Origin of the sequence: Bacillus bruguierae (assembly GCF_037104725.1) — a bacterium.
Taxonomy (GTDB): Bacteria; Bacillota; Bacilli; order Bacillales; family Bacillaceae_G; genus Bacillus_A; species Bacillus_A bruguierae.
In genome coordinates, this window is record NZ_JBAWSX010000021.1 from 18,426 (window position 1) to 41,281 (window position 22,856).

Genomic DNA, 22,856 nt, shown 5'->3' on the forward strand with positions numbered 1-22,856 from the left:
CAATCGGGTGCTTTAATTGAATAAGGATTACAGAAATGATAAAACTTTTTTATAATAAAGAAAAGGTACCCCTGCTACAAGGTACCTTTTCCATGAGTTATATACATATTTATGCATAGATGATATCAAAAATATTATCTATGGTAAAACCAAAAGCTATTAATATAATTATAAAAGGGTGGTCTACTTGAATATTTTATGGGATTTTGATGGAACATTGTTTGATACGTATCCTGCATATACAAACATACTCTCTTTGGTGTTGGGAGAAGCAGTAGATAAACTGGAAATCTATGAAAAGCTAAAAATTTCGTATTCGCATGCAATTAATTACTATAACATTTCCAGCAATCAAGAAGAAGAGATAAAAAGATTAAAGAAAACATTATCTCCAAAAGATATGAAACCATTTGATGGTGTAGAAGAAATCTTAAAATTTGCAAATAAAAATGTAATTATGACACACAAGCATAGGGACGGAGTTTTAGCCATCTTAAAATACTATGGATGGGATAAATACTTTGTGGATATGGTTACGATTGACGATGGTTTCCCTCGTAAACCTAATTCATTAGCATACATTCATTTGCACACAAAACACGGAATCGATCTGGTTATTGGAGACAGAGAATTAGATTTATTACCTGCAAAAGAATTAGGAATTGCAACGTGCATGTTTCAAAGTCAATGTGATGTAGCTGATTATCATTTACAAGACTACTCGGAATTTTTTAATACGGATATTCCATTAGTGAAATGAGTGTTCAGTTACTATATAAATCCAAATTGAAAAACCGACATAAAACCATTCTTTTTCGGTGGGCGAGAGCATCTAGCCATGTATAGAAGCGGTCAGTGCTCTTTCCTGCCACATGCAAGGTTTAAAACGAAGGGAGAAAGCAAATACAGGCTCTTCTGCATAGCTGCAATCTTATATGTCGAAAAATTAAAATAAATTCATATAATAATTAATGTAAAAGGATTGGATCTTGCTTTGCTTATTTTTTGATTATCAACATAATTTTTTAACAGAGTCAAAAAATAAAGACGCTTCACATATTATTCATGTTTAATGTATGAAGCACCTTTATTTTTAAAGATTTTTTAAATTAGGGGTCACCTTACATGCCTATCAACTTAAGAGACTTTAATACCCTTAAATACAAAAAACGTTATCCTTTCTAAACAAACTAGTATTGTGCTAAAAGGTTGTATAAAAGTGTTTTAGATACAGACGATTTATTTATTCCATATATAAACGTCTTAAGAAATGTTACCAAGAAAGCATAAGTAGTTACGATTTTGAAAGAAATAAGTGATAAACATCCAACACAATACTCCGATAAAGTTAATTTTATACTTAAGGAAGTTAGTTGTTAAGTTATTTGGGGTGATATTAAATCCTCAGAAAGTGCAGAGATAATTGGAAAATTGTATGAGAATAATTTGAGCTCTATGGAGCGTCCCATAAGAGAGATTATTCAATCATCAGAGAACTATCAAAGTGATTTTGTATCACAATATATTGATATTTTTGAAGAAGTAGTCGGAGATTTATATATGTGCGTACTAAATCGTTTAGTAAATGGAAAAGGTGATAATTTTTATGAAAGAATCTTTAAAATTTATAAACTTGGTGGTTGGCCTTGTGGCTGGGAGGGTGAGTATCCATAAGGAAGCATAATTGTCTATTTACCTGAGAATAAATAAAAGCTGATTCTTATGAATGGGCTTTTTCTTAAGAATTTTGATATATGTGGGAGGATGGTACCAATGAGTAAAGAGGAAGTTATCGAATTAATAAAGAATGCTCCAAAAAAGTTTTTTGTTGGGGCTTTAAAAGATAGTCAAATCAAAAATATTGAGAAGGGGCTTAATGTAGATTTACCAGAAAGTTATAAATGGTTTTTGCGGGAATATGGAACTGGAGGGATTGCTGGGATGGAGATTTTCGGAGGTGGACTCCATGAGGTTCCAACTTGTGTAAGAGAAACTGAAGAATGGAGGAAATACGGCTTACCAATGGGGTTCGTTGTAATACAGAACTATGGGGCTGATGTGTATTGTCTTGATACTTCACGATTAGAGGAAAATGAGTGTCCGGTTATTGACTGGGAGCAAGATGAAGAAGAGGGAATAAGAGAATATAAAAACTTTTATACATTTTTAGTAGAAAAATTTTCAGAGAGTTTTTAAATAAATTAAGATAGCGAAAATAAAAGGGCTGTGTCACAAGTCGGTATCACTGTGACACATTAGCTGCTAAATTTACTGATTGTTTTAAAGAGTATGTGCTATATGTCAAGGCTTGTATTAAAAATATAGAAACAAATCAGACTTGAATAAGATTAATGGTAAAATTGAGAAGTATGGAAGACTTGATAAAGAGTATAAACTAGTTGGTTATAATTAAAAGGGTCTTAATATTAAGGAAGGAAGTGCAAAACTATGGATTTCGAAACAGTTATGCAGGAGCTTGAAGCCCTCAGTAAGGAACGAACTAAAAAAATGTACATATCCAATGGTGCGCACGAGCCGCTTTTTGGCGTCGCTACAGGTGCTATGAAACCAATCGCAAAGAAAATAAAAATAAATCAACGTTTAGCTGAAGAGCTTTATTCCACAGGTAACTACGATGCAATGTACTTTGCAGGCATTATTGCAAACCCAAAAGCTATGAGTGAGTCGGATTTTGATCGTTGGATGGATGGGGCGTATTTTTATATGCTGTCTGATTTTGTGGTGGCAGTAACTTTATCAGAGTCAGATTTTGCACAAGACGTTGCTGATAAATGGATTGCAAGCGGTGACGAGCTGAGAATGTCAGCGGGCTGGAGTTGCTACTGTTGGCTTTTAGGTAATCGCCTAGACAATGAATTTTCCGAAAGTAAGATTTCCAATATGCTTGAAATTGTGAAAAATACGATTCATGATTCGCCAGAACGAACGAAATCTGCTATGAATAATTTTCTATACACTGTGGGGATTTCATATTTGCCGCTACATGAAAAGGCAGTCGAGACTGCAAAGGAAGTAGGTACAGTAGAAGTAAAACGGGACAAGAAAAAAAGTAGTTTCCTAAATGCTTACGAAAGTATTCATAAAGAAATTGATAGAGGGAGGATTGGTTTCAAACGTAAATATGTAAGGTGTTAAAAATTAGCTACTTTCAAGTACTAAAGTCAATATTACATAAATAAAAGGGGTACAGACAAAATGAGTGGTATAGGGAACTTAATTGAAAATCATGTCGAAACTTTGTTTCTTATCTTTGTAAATATAATTGTACTGGTATTTCAAAGTATTGTCTTTGTAAGAATAGCAAGAGACTGGTTTAAAAGTAAAGATATAGAGAAGTTAAAAGAAGATAAACAGTATATTAAGAAGTTAACTATAGTATACATAGGAATTATGGTAATAGGTACTATAACAAACTTACCTTTATTCGGATTTATATTGTTAGGTTTTATGTCTAACACTATTATATTAACGTCTTTAAAGATAGAATTGTCTGATATAAAGTCAAATCAGTTGAAGACTGTAAAGAACTCAAATTTCATGTTATGGTTTGTAATAAACGCTATGCACTTAGTATTATTCTTTATTGAGGAAATAAAACTTATTAAAAGTATTTAGGGGGTGGACTTATGGATAACGATATGACTTCGTATGCTTCACTGATGAACTATATAATAATTGCATTACAACTAGCTATTTTTCTAATGGTGGTTCTTTACTTTATTAAGAAAGACTTATTAATAGCTATAATTAAGAAGATGATAAAGAAAGACATTAAGATAGAAGATATAGGTCTTTTAAATGCAGTAAGATACTTATTATTTAAAGGTATTATTATTCAAGTAACAGTTACATTGATTTTAAGCTTTATGTACGGATTATCTCAAGTAACACCTATGTATGTGAGTTTTGTAACAAACATCGTTCTTTTAGTATTTTTCTCATTTGAGTTAAACTATAAAGTGGATAAGAATACTTTTAATAAAACAAAAAGAAATGTATTCTTAATACTGTCATTCCTTGTCACAGTGGGGTACTTTTCAGTAGTTTTAGACTTCTTTAGTCAACTATATTGACAAATCTATAAAAATATACACTAGTTAAGTAGTATATTTTTAGATTCTATATTACTTAGTTATTTTTTATTCTAACAATCCACTTAGCTGCGCATATATTTTTGTGGTTTCACTCTTTTCATGATTAACAACGGATTACTTCAAGAAGTGCTCCGTTGTTAATCATGTGAGTCGCATAACTATGCCGTAATTGATGTGGATGAATACTCTTTTTAAGTCCTGCGCGACTTGATATACGTTTAATGATATATCTCATAAGGTCAATACTCATGCCTTTCGGTGATAAACAAGCAGCAATCCTCATCGTCCCGTTCGTCTAAGTATCTTTTCGGCCACAAGGAGCAGCGAGTATTGAAGTACACTTCTCTTTCCTTATCGCCTTTTCCATGTGAAGTATGCAATGCATTCGGTATAAGAGATATTAAACTAAGAATCTTATAAATAAGAAAAGCTGTAGAATAATCTACAGCTTTTTTCGTCTTACATATTCAAAAATTTTTGTATAAGCTCGACGATGATGGTAATGGACTTTACTTATTAGGAGCATCCGGTGCAATGTATACGAATGAAGGATGGGTTCAGTACGAGGGAGAATGGTATTACGTTCACGATTCAAACGCATAGGTTGCGTTTTTATTATGATTAAGCTCAACTATAGTTGAGTTGTTATGACTCTGATGAATTGTAGCCCTGAAATAAATAGAAAACTAGCAAAATGAAATGCGCTAGTTTTCTATTTGTCCTTATAAATGTGAAGAACAAATCTTGTGTAACTTCTCAGCAAATTCTTTATAATGACTTGTATTATAGCCTCCATGATGTCCGGGAAACTCCACGATCTCTGTTCCTATTTGTTCTGTTAATGCGACTGCGCAGCGATAAGCGGAAAAATCCCGGGAAGCACTTCCGCCAGCTGGAAGTACCTGCATTGATGAAGATTTTAATGCAGTCTTCAAAGCATTGATATCAAGCGAATGATTAAGAATTCCTGGGATTTCATACTCGACGAAATACGTTGAATTACTGAAAATACGCTTTGTTTGCACATCCTTTGAGTGCTCGGGATTGTTAGTATCCACTCCTAAATTTGATAATAACTTTACGACCTCATTTCGATGATTCTTCTTAAGGTCTTCCATAAATTTTCTAGCCTGCATCTGCTCCTCGCCGAATAAAAGTTGCAATAAGACTGGTTCATGAGGGATCAGTAGCTTTACTTGCTCCGGATGGTGTATACATAGATTAAGTCCGATGACAGCACCGGAACTGCTTCCGAATACGTACGCCGGTTCATCGGTCAATTTGGCTATGAGGCGATGAGCGTCGTCACTGTGTGTTTCCACGGAGTAATCTTCAGTTCGATTGGCGAGATTACTGCGGGAATGGCCCCGGCGATCGTAAGTAACAATGGTATACCGATCAGCAAGATGGTCAGCAACACTAAGGAATTTGTCAGCGTCACCACCACCGCCATGAATGAAAAGAAGTACAGGGCCATTTCCACGTACTTCATAGTAGATGCTTGCTCCAGGTACTTGCAATGTTCCATTCTTTACTACAATCATTGATAAACTTACTCCTTTCTTCTTATTCATTGTGAAATTTTTAATAAGGTTTTCCAATTTTTATCACTTTTAACTATGGCTATATTCATAAATCGCTAGACTTCTTTACTTTATATGATTGACGAATTATATAAAATGCAGAAATTAACTAAGAAACAAACTCACCATATCTCAATGCAACAATGAAATTGCTACTGTGGGATTCATTATAATTTTTGAATGATATAGGCGATACATATTATATGAGAAAAGATTGTACTTAAACTAAAGGGGGCGTTAGTGAAATAAAGCTTATTCTCCCTTTTCGGAAGGATGGGTAAAAACACCCAAATTATAGTTTCAATTCTTTTTATTATTCATATATACTAATTATATGCAAAAAGGGAAAGATGATTTATCTCTCCATAATATCCATTACTATATCAAGTTAACGAGTAACTCCACCGCCAAGTTGTTGTTCAGCTAATGACACTAGACGTTTTGTAATTTCTCCACCAACAGATCCATTTGCACGAGCTGTTGCGTCTGCACCAAGTTGCACACCAAATTCTTGTGCGATTTCATATTTCATTTGATCAAGAGTTTGTTCAGCCCCACGTACTAACAATTGATTGCTGCTTCCACTGTTATTGTTTAACATGTTATGTCACCTCCTTCACTCTTTAATATGTAAAAAAGCATTCGGAAATATATAGTCCTTTTTGGGTATTGATTTTTATTGTTTTAACACATAATTCATACTTATATTTCACAAAATAGTATTGTGTAGGAGAGCAAAAATTTTTTTGCCATATGGGTATCATGTAGTGAGTAAACCTCCTGAACATGATGAAACGGGTTGTGCTTTATGAAAGTGCAACCTGTTTTTATTGAAAAGTACTATTTCTACATGAAAATTAAAAGATAGGAGAATCATTTATGAAACATATTGTGGCATTATTAATTAAATATACCGCTATCAGTGCCGTATTATTGATGATATTAGGTATATTCCAGAACATCTCGATCCCTAGAATATTACTGATTTCATTACTAATTACAGGATCGGCCTACTTAATAGGAGATTTATTTGTTCTACCTAAGTATGGGAATATGGTTGCTACAATTGCAGATTTTGGGTTAAGTTTCTTAGGAATTTGGGTGTTAGCTTATCTTCTTACAGACAACAATTTCGCTCGTAATATTGTTGCATCTTCATTTTGGTCGGCGCTTCTTATCGGTGTGATAGAAGTATTTTTTCACATTTATATGAAAAAAGCGGTTTTATATGAAAACAATGATTCACGAGAATCAACTAACATACATCATGATAGATATGCTATGGAGATCTCACATGAATATTTAAACCGTTCTGAAATAGAAAAAGTAAGATCCATGCAAAAGGAAAACGAGATAAAGAATAAAACGAAATAAAAAAGTGGCTTTTAGCCACTTTTTTTATTAAGCTTGTTCAGTATTTTTAACATGTAATGGCGGAGGAACTACCCAGCCTTTTTTCTTACTTAGACGTAGTAAAGTTACCCCAGCTTGTGCTTTTTTCATATGGAATTGTCCAAAAAGCATTCCTACATCTTCTCGAAGACATTTTCCCATTACTTGACTACAAGTTACTAATCCTGCCGCTAGACCTGCAGAAACTGCTGCTGCAATTTCAGCATCATTGATGCGTGCCCCAGGAGGAATATCTTCAATAGACGCAACTGGTCTTTCTGGAGGTGCTGGCGGTAAAGCCACTCCATTTACCTTTAAAAGAGTTTTTAGTTCCTCTATTTCAGAAGTCATATCATTCTCAATTAGGTTTTCTAAGAACTTTTTTAAATCTTCATCACCCGTGTGATTCATAAATACTTGATGTCCAGCAACAGCCCCTTGTGTTGCAAGAAGATAACTCCAAATATCAAATACTTCTCCATAATGCAAAGGCTCATTTTGAGGATTTCCACTTAATACACCCATTTTAAGATGCCTCCCTTTTGTAAATATCATAGTTAGTATGCTTTTCAATATTGAAAATAAATTTTTAAGTATATTTGTTCCTGTAAAAGACTTTTTAATATTCATGGGAAACACCTTCCCCACAAGATATGTGTTTGTAATCTAGAAAGGAAATTTTTTGATAAAATACTCAAAGATTATTATTTAAAATAATCAACAATCTGTGAATACAAATGTATTCATTATGAGAGATTATTTTAAACCACATAGGAAAAATAGATATGCTAACTACTGTAACTTGCTATGTTTCCAATAATCACCCATATCGCTCACCCTAAGCTTTTCCACTTTTAGGTGAAGTTAACGAGTAAATCCACCACCAAGTTGTTGTTCAGCCATTGCTACTAAACGTTTAGTAATTTCACCACCAACAGAACCGTTTGCACGAGCTGTTGTATCTGCACCAAGTTGTACACCAAACTCTTGCGCGATTTCATATTTCATTTGATCAAGTGCACTTTCAGCTCCTTGAACCAATAATTCATTACGATTTCCGCTTTTATTGTTTGCCATATTGTATCACCTCCTATGTTTTTAATATGCTACGAACCACAGAAAAACAAGTATTCCTTTTTATGGTATTTTTGCATCTGAATTTGAGTATAAGTTTTATTTTTCTACTTAAAATATGGATGGAGGAGCTAAAAAGGGGAACTGTTCTAACATCTTTTCATAACAAGGTTTGTTTAAAATGCTTATTTTCTGTGCTGATTAAGTAAGGGGATTACAGATTTTGTGATACTTTCATTTTATGCCTAAAGGTGGATAAAAGTATCGCAAGAGCTTTCTTGTATCGCAACATTTTTTAGTCCAGCGTTAATTCTACAAACGGATTCAGTTTTAGGTATTTATTGTACTCTTGTTTTGATAAGGATAGATACAAAATACTTACCACTTGGTTACGTCGAGTCGTTGCATGCAAGATACGTCCTTTTACTTCACGACTTTTGGAAAAGCGAACCAGGACAAGTTTAGGTACTTTCACTTTGTTGTCTACAATAGCAATATTTCCGTTCGCTTTCTTGGTTGTTTAGGATTAAACTTTATTCTTTTTAGACTTGAATCGTGGAATAGCATCTGCGAGATTTTTCAATGTTGATTGAAGAACAATACTATCGACTTCTTTTAACCAAATTGTATCCGGTGGATTCTTTAATTAGGTTAGCGCAGCAGGACATGTATGAATGATTAAACTATATATATTTATATTCAAAATTCATTCAGTATTTATTTTTCAAAGTAAAAAAGATAAGATCTTGGAATGGAATCTTATCTTTAGTATAAAGAATAATTAAAAAGGATTAATGAGAAAGAAGAGATGTTTAAGGTTTCAGAATAACTTTTATACAATTATCTTCACGATTATTAAAAATTTGATAACCATAACTTGCTTCTTCAAGGGGGAGTTTGTGTGTAATGATCTCCTTTGGATCAAATTCACTTTTTGTTATTTTTTCAAACAATTCGGGCATAAAATGAATGACCGGGGCTTGTCCCATTCTAAGATTAATATTCCTACTCCAAAATGCACCTAGTGGAAATGCATTATAGTTGCCACCATAAACACCTGTCATTTGGACCGTTCCATATTTTCGTACGGCTTTTGTAGCAATTTGTATAGGACCAAGTGTTCCCCCTTGTAATTTTAATTTTTGTTCAATAAACTCCAAAGGCGATTTCTTTCCATCCATACCCACACAATCGATGACGACATCCGCGCCACCATGCGTAATTTCTTTTAAATGTTCTCCCATATCCGGGTATTTTGTAAACTCAAATACCTCAACATTGTTAATCTTTTTTGCATATTTTATTCGATAATCCAAATAATCAACTGCAATTACACGCTTGGCACCTTTCATCCAAGCAAATTTTTGTGTCATTAATCCAACAGGTCCACAGCCAAGCACGATAACAGTATCACCTGATTTTACACCTGCATTTATTACACTCCAATAAGCTGTTGGTAAAACATCGGATAAAAAAAGTAGTGACTCATCCTCAAGCTCGCATGATTCTGGTATAAGAAAGGGAGTGAAGTTACCAAAAGGAACTTTTAAATATTCAGCTTGACCACCTGGGTGGTTACCAAATTTCTCTGTATAACCAAAGTATCCACCAGAATCATAATGAGGATTTGAGTTATCACATTGACTTTCCATTTCATGTTGGCAATAAAAACAATGTCCGCAGGCAACATTGAAGGGGATAACAACACGATCTCCTTTTTTTACTTTAGTGACATCAGGACCCACCTCTTCAACAATCCCCATTGGTTCATGACCGATAATGTATCCTGGGGGTAAAGGCATATTACCTTGGTATAAATGTAAATCGGATCCGCAAATAGCAGTTGAAGTAATCTTTACAATAATATCATCTTTTTTTTCTAATCTCGCATCATCAACTTGTTTAACCTGTACTTGATTCGGTCCTTGATAAGTTACAGCTTTCATATTCACATGCCTCCTTTTTTAACATTTTCTCAAATATATTTTTAATCCCGCTACTTTAGGGCAGTAAGACCCCCACTTCAAGATTCAGAGAAAGCGAAGAAGATAGGTGGGGGATAACTGCCCGTAAGAGCCCGGTTGGTTTAACTAACCATCAGTGGGGATGAAGAAAACCCCCACTGATGGAAGTTTCACTTTATATTTATTTATAATACAGAAATCATTTTCCTAGTTAGTAAAGAGAGACCAGAATTGAATCAGGGGGAATACATAACTTTGTTATGAAGTGTTTTCATATTGCCTTCTCTTCTCTATGTCTTCTAGCTATATTTTAAGAAGAAAATCAATATTTATACATGTTAAAACAGATTAAATTTCCATAAAAAGGAGGAGTGCATCGTCCCTCCTTTTATAAAACTTTAATTTATTAATGAATAAAATATTTCTATTGTAAATTAAGTAAGAACTTTAGGCTTTTAATGTTTCATAATAAGGATTATTGTTAAATATATCTTCCGTAATCAGGAATAGCTACTTTATCAAAATTCTTTACTAAACGATGCAATTCATTTCTTAATTCTTCCCCAAACATAGGTAGACCGTGTCCTGTCACTACAGATTTAGGATTTAACTTCTCAAGTATTTTTATAGACTCCCAGGCGTTCTCCCAATCGGTAGTAAGATATCTTGGTGGACCATTTAATTCTTTTTGTTGAATCAATACTTTATACAATGAATCTTGTCTTACGGTAACAAAAGCATCTCCAGCGATTAAAAAACCGTCCATATTTCGAAACAAAGATATATGTCCAGGAGTATGCCCTGGAGTATGTATCCAACTCCATCCAGGCATATGGGGAACACTACCATCCGGAGGCAACTCATGTATACAGTTACCTAAATCAATGCCCTCATTTGGAAACAAAGGAGAAATTTTCGCTACAAATCCACCCTCCACAGATCCATCTGGATCTGGATAGTCTTTTTCACCATTTAAATAGGGGATTTCTAGCTTATGTGCATAAACTGGAACATCCCATTTTTTTATCAATTCAATTGCAGAACCAACATGATCAAAATGACCATGAGTCAATATAATTGCTTTGGGTTTACTATGTTTACCAAATTTTTCTTCTGCAAAATCTATGATGAGATTCATCGATTTTGGCATTCCCGTATCAATTAGAACCCATTCGTTTGGATTTGTAGAATCACCAACAAAACATACATTAACAATTTTTATACATAAACAATAGATGTTGGATGTAACTTCGATGCTATTTCCATTGCCAAGAGAAGTTAAAGGTAAAATGGTTTCATCTAAATTACTTTTCAATTCTTGATTCAATTTTTCATTCATAAGAGCAAACTCCTTTTTACATTATGCTCTTTAGTATGTAGAATTACTAAAATAATATTACCATTGGGTTCAGCCGCATGCCCATCAACTTAAGAAATTCATTCTTCTCCAAAACGAAAAAATGAACTGAATTCTCAAAAATAACTAACTTTAGAGAAGGAAAAACTTTGTTTAGGCGGTACTTCAAAAAACTAGCTTGATAGCGGTGTGGCGATACCCCTAAAGGGGATTTAGTTAAATAAAAAATAAGTGATTGTGTTTTTAGGTCTCGTTCATAATTTGAGTTATTCCATTTAAAGGGCGCGATTGTGGAGCAAAATAGATAGGAAATGATCAAACTTTTTTATAAAAAAATAAACCAACTGAAAGTATTAAGAGCGTGTTTTGATCAATCTGTTTTTTTAACACGCTCTTTTTTATGATTGTTTATCAAGGTTATTAGTATTAATTTGGTCAAACTTTATTTTAAAGCAACAGCTTTATCAAGTTACTTTTAAGATTCATCTATATATGAAAGATGATTTTTATTCATCTTGAACGATTTGAATTGGATATAAAATGTTTGAGTTCTATAATTATTTTCGTTGTGTTTGAATTAAAACTTATATTACATAAAAATTCGTTGAGCAACTTCTATAATTGCAGCAACACCGGATAATAATACGAAACCACCTAGGCAGGACATAACAACAACTTGATTGAATAATAAATCTTGATTTTTTTATGAGAATTCGCTCCTTTAGCATATTTTTTAAGTTTGATTGGTTATCTACTATTAGTTTATATGGAACCTGATAGTAGAACCATCGATCAAGAGGATAAACTGAGTGAACCCGAACTGTTCTCTACCGTCCATAGACGCTTCCCAGATTTAAAATTGGCGATCGATCCAGATGAGTTGATTTATAACCATAATGGAGTGGTACGTTTCATTGCTAGTATCCCAATGATTTTCTAACCTTTGGTGATATGTTGTTTTTAAATTAGATACAAAGCCTAGTTGAAAAAACAGGGAATCGATGATGCCCTCATTCAGCCTTGTTCTGGACATACAAGTAGGCAATCGCTTGAAGTGTATTCGAAATTAGCTATAACAGAAGCGCAAGAAGAATATAACTAAGTGATTTCTTCCTTTCCTGTGTGAAAAACTTCTGTGTTTCTTTATGATTCATATATTTATTGGAAAATACTTTGAACTTTCAGGCACAGATACTCCTTCTACCCTATTATAGAAGCTATTTTGAACGTAAGGAATTTGTAAGGAATAGGTAAGGAAAAAGAAATTTTCATTGTGTATGATCAAAATATAAATAAGCATGAAAGGTGGAACAGATATATGATTTCTACTGCTGACGACTTAAACAAACTCTTCTCTTACTTACTCAGTGGCAAATGACTGAAGGAACAGCAACTAAAACAAATGCTTACTACAGTTCCTACAGGAAGAAAAGGAATCGATGGATATGGTCTTGCAATCTATGAAATTAAGCTTCCAAACGTTGTCTAGGTATGGGGACACACGGGCGGTGTTCCAGGGTTTTCTACTCTTACCGGAGGTACACTTGGAGCCAATCATACGTTGGCCATCAATTTGAACAGTTCGGGTAGAGCTAACATTACTAATCCTTTTAAAAAAATTTTACTTGCCGAATTTAGCAAGTAGGCAAAGAGGAAAAACGGATAAATTTTGTCATATTTTTTATAGCTAAACAAATAAGTGATGAAATCGATTACTTATCTAAGGAGGCAATTCTCTCATGAAAAATAAACTCTCTGGGGTATTAGCCGCTACATTGGCACTAACGATGACCCTACCAACAGGGGCGATAGCGTCTTCTAGCAGTAAGACTCCGGTTGTAGCTAACCAAGAAGTTGCTAGCCAAGAACTGGAGAAGATTGCGGCAGAGAAGGCTGCGCTACTCACGAAGTCCCATGGTACGACTAGCGTGCAGTATGCGCTAATTGATAATGGAAAACTTATTTTGTCGGGTCAGACAGGCAAGAACGATATGGAAGGGGAACAGCGGCTGACTAAAGATACTATATACGGGGTTGGTTCAGTCAGTAAAGTGTATGCAGCAGCGGCTGTAATGAAATTGGTTGACGAAGAAAAAGTCGATTTGGATGCTCCTGTTGTCCACTATGTTCCTGATTTCAAGATGAAAGACGAGCGGTACAAACGCATTACGCCGCGTATGCTGTTGAATCACTCCTCCGGCTTGCAAGGTTCCACGTTTAGTAATGCATTTTTATTTAACGATAATGATCCCTATGCCCATGATGTCTTGTTGCGGCAATTGTCCAACCAGAGCTTGAAGGCGGATCCCGGCGCGTTCTCGGTATACTGCAACGACGGCTTTACGCTGGTCGAGATTTTGGTGGAAAGAGTCAGCGGTATGAGCTTTACCGAATTTCTACATCAACGGTTTACAGAACCCTTAAAGCTGAATCATACGAAAACGCCGCAGGACAAATGGGAGGACGAAAAGCGGGCTGGACTTTATTTTCCGGCGTACCAAGGGCAGCTTCCCATTGAATCGGTGAATGTGATTGGTTCGGGAGGGATATCTTCCACGGCAGAAGATATGGTACGATTCTCACAATTATTTATGGGACAGGGAAAAGGGATCCTCTCTGATAAAGCAGTCAAGGCGATGGAGCAAGAGGAATATAAAAAAGGAATGTGGCCGGGGGATGGAGATAATATTTTCAACTATGGTCTTGGCTGGGATAGTGTGAAACTATACCCATTCAGTGAATATGGGATAAAAGGCTTGGCTAAGGGCGGCGACACGGCACTGCAACATGCTATACTGGTCGTGCTTCCGGAACAGAAGATGGCAGCGGCCGTGTTGTCATCCGGCGGCCAAAGCTCTACAAATCAACTAATGGCAACTGAATTGCTGCTCGCCGCGCTCAAAGAGAAGGGCACAATTAAGGATATCAAGCCGAACAAATCCTTTGGCAAGCCGATCAAGGCCAAGATGCCTCAAGACGTGGCGAAGAAAGCGGGTTTTTACGGCAATAGCGAAAGTCATTTCAAAATAGAAATTACAAAGAATGGAGAACTGTTCTTACCATCTAATCGAGAAGAAAAATATGTATATACTGCGAATGGAAGCTTTATTAATGAGAAGGGTACTTCCAAGCTCAACTTCGTCACCGAGAAGAATGGAAGAACTTATTTGAGGGAGAGCACATATAAATCGACGCCAGGCTTAGGGCAAGATGTGATGACTCACTATTTAGCCGAGAAACTAGAAGACAACGTGCTATCGAAGAAAACCGCTGCCACATGGGCGAAGCGGGAAGGCGTCAAGTTCTATCTCGTGAACGAGAAATTTAGTTCTATTGAATATCTCGTTCAACCGAAACTTCTTACCACACAAATTACTCGCAAGGAAGGCCTGGCGGGCTATTGGGACGGCAGAAAAATTACAGGCCCGAACACCGCGGCGCATCAGCTCCAGATTCCTGTGATGAACGGCCGTGATACGACGGAAACTCATTTCTATACAGAAGGCGGCAATGAATATATGGAGATGACCGGATTGTTATACGTAAGTGGATCCAACGTAAAACCGCTTGATGCAGGTCAATCATCCAAAGTTACGCTGCAAGCAAATGGGCATGCGAAATGGTTTACGATCCCGCAAGCGACAGCAGGGAAAACGATGACCGTGGCGTTGTCATCGAAGAGTTCGTTCGCGGTGTATGATGAGAAGGGAGTATGCGTCAATTTTACCGTTGTGAGCGGCAATAACAAAGTAAAACTGCCGAATAACGGAACGGTTGTATTTGCTGGCGCGCCGAATTCGGAATTTGCAATTACGTTGAACTAGCTACAATTCAAGATGAACTTCAACAAAACCAGTACGACACAGAAAAGGTGTTTTGCTGGTTTTGTTTGTATTTACGCATTATCTTTACGAAGAGGCTTTCCACGAATAATATCACGCTCAAACTATGCAAGAACAGCTAGCATGCCAGTTTTCAGGTGAAATAAATTATTCGATTTATAATTCATTGCAACATTGACAGTTATACGAGAAATAGTTGGCGGTATTGGTTTTTTGGGTGATCCCGATTCGGGCGGTATGATTGAAATGGGCTTTGCTACTAATGAAAGCCAACACCGTAAAGGTTATTGTTTTGAAGCTGCTCAAAAATTATTAAACTGGGCCTCGAACCAGGATGAGGTCAAATGTATTACTGCTAGATGTGAACGGGACAACATCAATTCTAACAATGTTTTAGAGAAGTTAGGATTCCAAATTACTCACAGAGATACAGAACTAATTTATTGGAAATATAGCACTGGACAACTCTAGAAAAATTTGTCCATTATTATATCCTGTTTATATAACCATAAAAATTTATCTTATACCTTTACTAGAAGACATATAAAATAAAAGTATTAATAACTGGGGAAAATCGGGGTCTTGGTTTTGAGTTAGCCAACATATTTTCTAACAATGGGCATATTATTTTCCCCGTTGTTAGAAAGCAGCAAGAACTTCAGAAGCTTACGCATATGTTTCCAGACCGTTGCTATCCAATTTTAGCAGATTTAAACGATGATAAGAGTGTAGAGAAAATCTAAACTTCTCTTAACAAATATACAGGTTGTATCGGTTTAGTCATTAATAATGCTATTCGAAATAATAAATTCAATGTAGACGAACTTTCTGGAATTAGTAAAAATGAGCAGCTAGTAGAAGATAAATTGAAATTAAGGAGGGTTTGTATTGGATAAAAAAAGTATAAACAAAGCAATAAGGACTGCAATTAAACTTGGTGATATTAATGAGGTGAAACAATTAATAGGAAATGATACAGAAATATTGAATACTATGACTCTGTTTGGTACGTGGTTGCATGTAGCAGCAAAGAAAGGACACCTTGAAATAGTTAAGTATCTAATTGAAAAAGGTATAGATATTGATGCTAAAGGTGGTACATTTGATGCTTCTGCATTAAATTTGGCAGCAGGAGCGGGGCATTTGGAGATAGTAAAGTATTTAATAGAGGCTGGCGCAGAATTAGATGTGAGCCTAGCAAAAAGAAATCCATTATTTGGAGCAATTTATGATGGGCATAAAGAAGTAGTTGAGTTTCTAGTTGAAAAAGGAATAGATATTTCAATTAGATATACTGGTGAAAAGATTAACAAGATGGATGCCTATGAATATGCTAGAGAATTTGGACAAACAGAAATTACTGAATATCTAAAGGGAAAATTAGAAGAAAAGTAGTACTAGTTATTAGTTTTCAGTTGAAACATGGGGACATTCTAAAGTAAAGGGTAAAAATATTTCACGTAATGAAGTACTACAGTTATAAAGATTTATGAATTACAGAGAGAATAACAACAGTTAAATCTTAATAGGGAAATTACAGGTTCTTCTAATCGAAATCCAAAAGGTCAAAGGTGAATATAATGGATTATTCTATAGATATTTTAAAGCAAAGCAAAATAAAATACGACTGGAAAACAATATATATAGGTTTAGAACTTAGTATTATTAAAAATAACGATATAACTAATTATGCTGTGGAATTTTTATCTACTCATCAAGAATGTAATAATCCGTTCATTATAGAACTTGCTTGGGGAAAAAATGATATTGAATATCGGAGAATACTGAAAAACATATTGAAAGAGCTAAATGATGAACACCTATTAAAGGATTCTAATTTATGGAAATGTGAAAAAAGAAAATGGAGGTTTAGCATTCTTAAATGTTTAAAAGAAATGTATCAAGATGAACCTAAAGAATTATTAAATAAAATTGTTGAAATATATGCTGACTTTGACTATCCAGAAGATATGGAAAGGTTTATTAATTATATGCCTCCTAAAGATGGCTATAACCCATTGCTATACTCCGAAGAAGAAAATATAGTAAGATTAATCAGTTTTTTTAATGACTTTTTACATAAAGAACAACAATACTTACAAAACAGAAAGGTGAAAAGATGATTTTACCAGAGGAGTTTAATGAGAAATGGGATGTTAGCAAAAATGGTCCGCTAATAAAATTTAATTATGAGCATTTAGTGGACACAGATTTTTCTGATGAAGTAAAGAGATTTTTGTCTATAGGAGGATTACCTGAAACTCCTGCACCATATTTAGAATTTATTTCTTCACAAGCGTTATTAAAATCTATTACAAGTATACTCAATATACCAGAAGAATTTCAAAAATATTGGTTTTTGGGATCGACAGGTTCTGGAGATCCAATATGTATAATTGAGAAAAAAGAAAATGTAGTGTTTCTTAATAATAGTGATGGTTATAAAGAAGAATTTATAAATTCTTCTTTAAGTCAATTTGCAGAATGTTTATTAGTATATTCAAGAATGATTGACAAGGCAATACAAACAAATGGTGAGGATGCCTTTATTAATAATGATATACCACAATCTGTGATTAATTGGCTAAGAGAAGAGTTAGAAAGAATTGACCCTAAGTGTATGGAAAAGAGATGTTTTTGGTTTACTGAGATTGGAAATTTATATGAATAATTGATAAGTACATTATCTTAGGGATTTGTATCATTTTGCAATCTTCTATGAAAATAGCAAAATGTATGCATTTATAGCTGAATAAGTAGAGGTTTTGGTAGGAGGGAAAATGTATGAATTACCAAAAAATGAGCAAAGAAATTTCTTATGCGCTTCGTCATGCTCCATGGAAGTATGAATTAGAATTAGATGACGGAGGATGGGTGCCAGTTAATCAGTTATTAACTGCATTGCATCAATTAAAAGAATGGGAAAATATTACGCAAGAAGACATAGAACAAATGATTTTAATATCGGAAAAAAAGCGGCACGAATTATCAAATGGAAAAATTAGAGCTTTATATGGTCATTCTGTTCCAATGAAGATTACTAAAAAGAAAGCTATACCGCCTAGAAAACTATATCATGGGACTTCACCAAAATTTATGGAGTCCATTAACGAATCTGGTTTGTTACCAATGTCCAGGCAATATGTTCATCTTTCAGAAGATATAGAGACAGCTAAATTAGTTGGTAAACGAAAAACCTCTGCTCCTGTTATCTTAATAATTGATACAGAAGAAGCTCAAAAAAAGGGAATTAAATTTTATCTAGGAAATGAAAAGGTATGGCTTGCAGATTCTATTCCAATAGAATTTATATCGATTAAGAAATGAATGGTTTTTGAAATGTTATTTTGCTGGATTCTGAGAATGAAGAAAGAAAATTTTAAAAGAACAAGCTAAAAAGCGAATACAAACAGTGGGCATGTTAAGTAGAAAGTGATTAAGGAACGCTAATGTAGATTGCTATTTTGTGAGTTCCTCGAGTACTGATAAAAAACATGCTCAATAAGGAGAGAGACTATGAATTTAGAAAATATGGTAAAAGATATTTGGTATGGAGAAATTCCTAATGATACAATTCAAACTCTTAAATCTCAGCTTAAGAATGCTACAACAGAGGAAGAATGCTTTCGCCTTATCAACGAATTGTTAAAATTAGGTGATTTTTCTGTAAAGGAATTGCTAGTACAACTAATGAATAGGACCCAAGATAAGGTTATTCTCAATTTATGTACAAGTCTTTTTTGCTCGATAGCTACTCACGATGACCTATTAGACACTAGTAAATTGAAATTTCTTTCAAATGCTTCCGAAGATGGTGTTCATACTTTTGTAGCAAGTGCAGGAGACACTCTTTCATATAATGTGATTCCATACCTTCTCGCTTTATTAGAAGAATGGGAAGAGACTTTTATTGAGAAGGCAATCAGAAATACACTGACATTAATGCTTGGAGTTAGTGATGACTATTATGAGTTATCAATGGAAGAATTTAGAGAAATATATTCGGAGTCCATTAAAAATAATGATATCACTAAATATTACTATCATAATAATTTGTCATTTCCAGGGAATTTGGTGAAGGAATTAATTCCGAGGGTAATGATTTCTTTAAGAGAAAAAAACACGTTTAATGTGATTACAATCCCGTCTATTTTATCCATTTGGAGTGGGATTAAATGCCCTGTTCAGTATGGAATCGTAATAGATGATCAAAAATACAGAGAATGGATGTCATATATTGATGCATTAACAAAAAGAGAATGGAAAGTTGGAGAAAAGTATTTTTACGGTCATTTAGTAGTGTAAAGTTGACATGCAAAAATAAATACTAATCGAAACTAGAATTGACTAGAAATTTGATTAAAAATCTGTTTTGACAACAAATTAAAGTCGAACTTTATGATTATTCATTTTAATTTTATATAAATGGATTTGAATTAATGGAATCGGTTTTACATAGATGGACAGGTATGATAGATGTGTGAAGCATATCCTTTCTTTCTAAGTATTGTTAGATTTGTGCAGTAACTTATCTACTTCAGAGAAGGATGAATATGTATCTTTGAAAGATGAATTAACTGCAAAGCACAAAACTTGGTTTAAACAGTTAGTCGAACATGAACTTGAGGGAGCTAGATTGATGCAGAGTGATTTGCCTTAAAGATGTAAAGGCGATTGAAGATGGGGTCCCCCCCTGAAGCATACAATTTAGCTCCAGAGCCTTCAGGAGATCTTCCAGATTTTATTTTAGATATAGGATAGTGATTTTGTGACACAATTTGAAAATGCAATTCAAAGAATAAAACACATAAATTGGGATAATGTAAAGGAGAACCAACCATCATTTGAATTATTGGTTTCAGAATTTATTAGAAGGGGTAACATTTTCAGGGATATATATAGTCCAGAAAATAAGTATCGTTTAGCAATTTTTAGTGCAGCTGAGACTATAAACACTGAGATTCAAGTGGATATTGAAGGTATTGTTAATGACCTGAATTTACTAAGGTATGGTTGGACCGCTAGATATCTATGTAAGAGTTTTTTAGAATGGTCATATCTGATTAGTTCAAATAATAAAATTGCTATGCAATTTGAGGATCTGTATGAACCAATAATCATGCTATATGAAAGGGGTGGTAGGATAAACTATCATCAAAATGAACTACTTTGCGGAAAATATGCTTGGCTACGTAATTGTTACGGTTTTCCGGAAAAGGGTAGTGTTAAAGAACTTAAGCATGAAGAATTAGATAAAATAGATAATAAAGGTAATGTTAATACTTGAATTTAGAAGAAATCATCCTAACATACAACTAAATATTTATGTTACTTCCACTCCTTTTCTTTCTTCTTCTACCAATAGCTTTACTGCATAAAGTTTGAACTCTTTATCATATGTTTTTACCATTGCAGACACCTCGTTCTTTTTAGTACGTGTATTATACTAAAAACCCCAGTTTGGCGTGTCCATTTTTTAGACTAGCATTAAAGTCTATATGTTAAAATATAGTAAGGGTGAAGTGTGAATATAAAAAAAACTGCTATAATTGCGATTGCTATTATAGCATTATTTATGCTTATTTTCTTTCAAACCACAGAGGAGGAAATGGGGGACACACTTGGCACACGGTTCAAGTGAAAGATAATCATAACATTCAGTTTCAGGTGGAAGTGAATGGTTTGTTTAACTCCACCATTATAGGGAATGATTATGAAAATGGTTTAAAAGTATATGAAGAGTATAAAAAATTCAAACCATTATTGAAAGAAATTGAAAAGTTAGGATACATTCCAGCACCTGATGAAAATGTAATTCAATATATAATTGATGATATGGAAGAAAGCCATAGAACGCCTCTTTCCGAGTTATTTGTAATGTTAAAATCTGTCCAAAATCTAGATTATAGTCAATTTGAAACGAAAGAACTCGATCGTTTATTTGCTCTATTGCAACTTGTTCAAAACAATAATAAACAAATAACAAAAATTGAAATACTAGATAATAAGGATAAGTTACCTCATTTAAATTTGGAAAACATACAAGAAATCAAATCAAAAGATCAGTTGCTATTCGCAATGAAAAATGCTTCAAGAGAATATTGGGCCAATTTAATTCTAACGCAGATTCAAGACAAAATGAAAGAAATTGAAAATGACTATGTAACGTTCAAAGGTACTTCTTGTAATCATATAGAAAACGGAGAGTGCAAAATTTATAAGGTGATTTTACAATTTAAAGATGACATGTTGAATTATAAGAAAAATCCACAACTCATTGACGATATTTACAAAGTGTCTTCTTTATTGCAAGCAGAAAAACCTAACAATAATTTTGAAATGGAATTTGTTAATACTGGGAAATCATCTTATACAAGAAGTCTTTTACTTAATCAATTGCAAACAAGAGAACAAATTGAAACTGCTGTAAAAAAATTCTTAGTGGAAGAATAAAACACAAAAGTTGATTCATTAGTATATAAGAACTTCCTCATAATATGAACGGAAATCTGGCGAGTTTACTATCGAGAATATAGAGATTTCTGGGGAAGTATATATTCCTTCTGGTGGGAGCGTGATGCTTATTTTCATGCTACGGGATTCAAATATAGATAGGATAAATATACAAATTAAATAAAATAGATTCATTGTATATGAGATTTTTATAATAGTTGCATAGTTTGATTTTCAATAGTATGTAAAATAAATGGGATATGAAAAGGAGATGTTCATCGTGATTTATGATAAAGCAAAGTACCACTATAATGGTGATTTTCCAGAGGATTTGCCAATTGAACAAGCATATGTACATACTGGTATGTTTCTTGGGTGGATCATTGAAAATAATTTATTTAGTAAGGAATTTGAAGAAAAGTTTCGAGATGATATTAATAAGTTTAAGCTTAGACAAATGACTGGTACGCAAATCTATATGAAGTGGGGTGGTGTGTTTGCAGACGACATGTTAAATGATGAGGGTAATCAATTTGCAATGTATTACTTTAATAATGATAATGATTGGAAGTATCTATATGATTATAGAGATGTTTTTATAGATGCAGGCGAAACACTTTATCATGTACAAGATACTTGGGAAAACTATTTTGAATTAAAAGAAGAGGTTGATTATAGCTATCTGAACTGGAAAAACAACATATAGAAACTGTAACAGATCTCAATAATTGTGCTTTTAGTCGTGCTATCAATGGGAAAAATAACAATTTTTTTGAAACTATGTTTGAAATCTATAAAGCAGGTGGCTTCCCTTGTGGCTGGAATGGTGAGTATCCTGGTGATGGAAGAATCATCGCTTATTTTGAAAAGAGATAGTTAATACAAGCGAGTTATAAAGAAAGAGGATTCAATACATGAATCTTGTAAAATAAAGTAATCCCAAGCTCTCCTAAATACGTGAATGTATTTAGGGGAGTTTTTATTATGTAAAGTGGGAGAATTTTATTAGGTGTTGAAGCTACAATGAAGTTTCAAAATCAAAATATATCCATGATTTCTCTCTTCAATAATTTACA

21 protein-coding genes and 5 pseudogenes are annotated in these 22,856 nt (G+C 33.9%); 18 read left to right on the forward strand and 8 right to left on the reverse strand.

Going from position 1 to position 22,856, the window contains the following annotated elements; translation table 11 throughout:
- Nucleotides 1–187: 187 nt before the first annotated feature.
- From WAZ07_RS23160 to WAZ07_RS23185, 6 genes and pseudogenes are all read left to right on the forward strand, one after another.
- Nucleotides 188–760 (forward strand): HAD-IA family hydrolase, encoded by a 573-nt coding sequence (locus WAZ07_RS23160; protein ID WP_336474341.1) that lies wholly within the window; start codon nt 188–190, stop codon nt 758–760.
- Nucleotides 761–1,383: 623 nt separating this feature from the next.
- Nucleotides 1,384–1,674, forward strand: a pseudogene (locus WAZ07_RS23165) (cytoplasmic protein); the annotation flags it as partial.
- 99 nt (nt 1,675–1,773) lie between these two features.
- On the forward strand, nt 1,774–2,196 hold the full coding sequence (locus WAZ07_RS23170; protein WP_336474342.1) for an SMI1/KNR4 family protein: 423 nt from the start codon (nt 1,774–1,776) through the stop codon (nt 2,194–2,196).
- Between the two features lie 252 nt (nt 2,197–2,448).
- On the forward strand, nt 2,449–3,156 hold the full coding sequence (locus WAZ07_RS23175) for a DNA alkylation repair protein (protein WP_336474343.1): 708 nt from the start codon (nt 2,449–2,451) through the stop codon (nt 3,154–3,156).
- 60 nt (nt 3,157–3,216) lie between these two features.
- Nucleotides 3,217–3,636 carry a hypothetical protein gene (locus WAZ07_RS23180; RefSeq protein ID WP_336474344.1) on the forward strand — a complete coding sequence of 140 codons (420 nt, stop codon included), beginning with the start codon at nt 3,217–3,219 and terminating at the stop codon, nt 3,634–3,636.
- 11 nt (nt 3,637–3,647) lie between these two features.
- Nucleotides 3,648–4,094 (forward strand): hypothetical protein, encoded by a 447-nt coding sequence (locus WAZ07_RS23185; RefSeq protein WP_336474345.1) that lies wholly within the window; start codon nt 3,648–3,650, stop codon nt 4,092–4,094.
- A 66-nt stretch (nt 4,095–4,160) separates the two neighbouring features.
- Here WAZ07_RS23185 and WAZ07_RS23190 read toward each other — a convergent pair.
- The 3 genes and pseudogenes from WAZ07_RS23190 to WAZ07_RS23200 all read right to left on the reverse strand — a co-directional run.
- Nucleotides 4,161–4,483: pseudogene (locus WAZ07_RS23190) on the reverse strand (tyrosine-type recombinase/integrase); the annotation flags it as partial.
- A gap of 354 nt (nt 4,484–4,837) precedes the next feature.
- Nucleotides 4,838–5,659, reverse strand: coding sequence for an alpha/beta fold hydrolase (locus WAZ07_RS23195; RefSeq protein ID WP_336474346.1), 822 nt, complete (start codon nt 5,657–5,659; stop codon nt 4,838–4,840).
- A gap of 427 nt (nt 5,660–6,086) precedes the next feature.
- Entirely contained in the window at nt 6,087–6,299 is a 213-nt protein-coding gene (locus tag WAZ07_RS23200) for an alpha/beta-type small acid-soluble spore protein (RefSeq protein ID WP_336474347.1), read from the reverse strand.
- 278 nt (nt 6,300–6,577) lie between these two features.
- Between WAZ07_RS23200 and WAZ07_RS23205 the strand changes: the two genes are divergently transcribed.
- On the forward strand, nt 6,578–7,072 hold the full coding sequence (locus WAZ07_RS23205) for a YndM family protein (protein ID WP_336474348.1): 495 nt from the start codon (nt 6,578–6,580) through the stop codon (nt 7,070–7,072).
- A gap of 27 nt (nt 7,073–7,099) precedes the next feature.
- On the opposite strand, the gene WAZ07_RS23210 is transcribed toward WAZ07_RS23205, so the two are convergent.
- From WAZ07_RS23210 to WAZ07_RS23230, 5 genes and pseudogenes are all read right to left on the reverse strand, one after another.
- The gene (locus WAZ07_RS23210) at nt 7,100–7,615 is read right to left on the reverse strand and encodes a DUF3231 family protein (RefSeq protein WP_336474382.1); all 516 of its coding nucleotides are present in this window, start codon (nt 7,613–7,615) and stop codon (nt 7,100–7,102) included.
- 339 nt (nt 7,616–7,954) lie between these two features.
- Entirely contained in the window at nt 7,955–8,167 is a 213-nt protein-coding gene (locus tag WAZ07_RS23215) for an alpha/beta-type small acid-soluble spore protein (RefSeq protein ID WP_026591505.1), read from the reverse strand.
- A 338-nt stretch (nt 8,168–8,505) separates the two neighbouring features.
- Nucleotides 8,506–8,795: pseudogene (locus WAZ07_RS23220) on the reverse strand (RNA-guided endonuclease TnpB family protein); the annotation flags it as partial.
- A gap of 181 nt (nt 8,796–8,976) precedes the next feature.
- A complete protein-coding gene (locus WAZ07_RS23225) occupies nt 8,977–10,110 on the reverse strand; it encodes a zinc-dependent alcohol dehydrogenase (protein ID WP_336474349.1) in 1,134 nt (377 codons plus the stop codon).
- A 499-nt stretch (nt 10,111–10,609) separates the two neighbouring features.
- Nucleotides 10,610–11,455: an MBL fold metallo-hydrolase gene (locus tag WAZ07_RS23230; protein ID WP_396550381.1), complete on the reverse strand. Its 846-nt coding sequence runs from the start codon at nt 11,453–11,455 to the stop codon at nt 10,610–10,612.
- 1,348 nt (nt 11,456–12,803) lie between these two features.
- Here WAZ07_RS23230 and WAZ07_RS23235 point away from each other — a divergent pair.
- The 11 genes and pseudogenes from WAZ07_RS23235 to WAZ07_RS23285 form a co-directional block, all read left to right on the forward strand.
- A pseudogene (locus WAZ07_RS23235) lies at nt 12,804–13,130 on the forward strand (serine hydrolase); the annotation flags it as partial.
- A 94-nt stretch (nt 13,131–13,224) separates the two neighbouring features.
- Nucleotides 13,225–15,309: a serine hydrolase domain-containing protein gene (locus WAZ07_RS23240; RefSeq protein WP_336474351.1), complete on the forward strand. Its 2,085-nt coding sequence runs from the start codon at nt 13,225–13,227 to the stop codon at nt 15,307–15,309.
- A 204-nt stretch (nt 15,310–15,513) separates the two neighbouring features.
- A pseudogene (locus WAZ07_RS23245) lies at nt 15,514–15,798 on the forward strand (GNAT family N-acetyltransferase); the annotation flags it as partial.
- A 417-nt stretch (nt 15,799–16,215) separates the two neighbouring features.
- Nucleotides 16,216–16,722: an ankyrin repeat domain-containing protein gene (locus WAZ07_RS23250; RefSeq protein ID WP_336474352.1), complete on the forward strand. Its 507-nt coding sequence runs from the start codon at nt 16,216–16,218 to the stop codon at nt 16,720–16,722.
- A gap of 185 nt (nt 16,723–16,907) precedes the next feature.
- On the forward strand, nt 16,908–17,450 hold the full coding sequence (locus tag WAZ07_RS23255; RefSeq protein ID WP_336474353.1) for a DUF2247 family protein: 543 nt from the start codon (nt 16,908–16,910) through the stop codon (nt 17,448–17,450).
- Complete coding sequence (locus WAZ07_RS23260) at nt 17,447–17,998, forward strand: SUKH-4 family immunity protein (RefSeq protein ID WP_336474354.1); 552 nt, start codon at nt 17,447–17,449, stop codon at nt 17,996–17,998. Before WAZ07_RS23255 ends, WAZ07_RS23260 begins: the two co-directional genes overlap by 4 nt.
- A gap of 113 nt (nt 17,999–18,111) precedes the next feature.
- On the forward strand, nt 18,112–18,654 hold the full coding sequence (locus tag WAZ07_RS23265) for an RNA 2'-phosphotransferase (RefSeq protein ID WP_336474355.1): 543 nt from the start codon (nt 18,112–18,114) through the stop codon (nt 18,652–18,654).
- A 189-nt stretch (nt 18,655–18,843) separates the two neighbouring features.
- Nucleotides 18,844–19,632 carry an Imm47 family immunity protein gene (imm47, locus tag WAZ07_RS23270; RefSeq protein WP_336474356.1) on the forward strand — a complete coding sequence of 263 codons (789 nt, stop codon included), beginning with the start codon at nt 18,844–18,846 and terminating at the stop codon, nt 19,630–19,632.
- Nucleotides 19,633–20,095: 463 nt separating this feature from the next.
- A complete protein-coding gene (locus WAZ07_RS23275) occupies nt 20,096–20,614 on the forward strand; it encodes a hypothetical protein (RefSeq protein ID WP_336474357.1) in 519 nt (172 codons plus the stop codon).
- A gap of 395 nt (nt 20,615–21,009) precedes the next feature.
- Nucleotides 21,010–21,780: a hypothetical protein gene (locus WAZ07_RS23280; protein WP_336474358.1), complete on the forward strand. Its 771-nt coding sequence runs from the start codon at nt 21,010–21,012 to the stop codon at nt 21,778–21,780.
- Nucleotides 21,781–22,033: 253 nt separating this feature from the next.
- Nucleotides 22,034–22,486: a DUF7832 domain-containing protein gene (locus WAZ07_RS23285; RefSeq protein ID WP_336474359.1), complete on the forward strand. Its 453-nt coding sequence runs from the start codon at nt 22,034–22,036 to the stop codon at nt 22,484–22,486.
- Nucleotides 22,487–22,856 lie beyond the last annotated feature (370 nt).